The sequence below is a fragment of the Amphritea sp. genome, from assembly GCF_050300915.1.
GTDB lineage: Bacteria > Pseudomonadota > Gammaproteobacteria > Pseudomonadales > Balneatricaceae > Amphritea.
In genome coordinates this window covers 1-595 of record NZ_JBNKYN010000206.1, presented here as the reverse complement: position 1 = coordinate 595, position 595 = coordinate 1, and the positions used below count along the sequence as shown (strand labels likewise).

Here is a 595-nt window from a genome sequence, read left to right as displayed (position 1 = left end):
CCTATAAGCATCATACAAGCAGCAAAAAAAGACAAATCTTCAATAAATCGATAAAGAGTTATTGCCACTATTATTGCCATAATATTTGTAACCCAGACAGTGACACTAAATCTATAGAACAAATCCATTTTTGACTTCAGTATTTTTCTTTTTATAGCTATAACCATCAACGGAATTAAAGTGGCTTCAATGACAGTAGTTAACATAATTAATAGAAAAAAACCTACTACCCCTACTGCAAAAAAGCCCATACATTAAAACCTTACAAAGCTAACGCCGCCAACAGCGGCCGAGCGTAGCGAGGTCCAGTGCAATGCGCTTTTTGCATTGCACGATTGTGCTTGGCCTTGTTAAAACTTTATTACTGCTCAACTTTATAAAATCTAGATTCTACGATAGTAGTGCTTGATGTACCTTGTGGACTGAGAGGCGTAAATACTTGAACTGCCCGTGATTCAGGGACAACGATTTCTGCCTCTAAGATTTCTGTGCCAGCACCTTTGTAGACCACATAAAATTCATTGCCAAGAGTTTCATTTGATGCGCCTTGAACCACTAAGGTCAAAGAACCAGTATCTGCGCTTGCCAGATTATA

At 38.3% G+C, this 595-nt stretch carries 2 protein-coding genes; both read right to left on the bottom strand.

What is annotated here, in order from left to right; genetic code table 11:
* Nucleotides 1-251, bottom strand: a 251-nt coding sequence (locus ACQY8X_RS21095; RefSeq protein WP_428037090.1) for a hypothetical protein, incomplete at its 3' end; no start/stop codon positions are given.
* 110 nt (nucleotides 252-361) lie between these two features.
* The coding region (locus tag ACQY8X_RS21090; RefSeq protein WP_428037089.1) for a hypothetical protein at nucleotides 362-595 on the bottom strand (234 nt) is incomplete at its 5' end.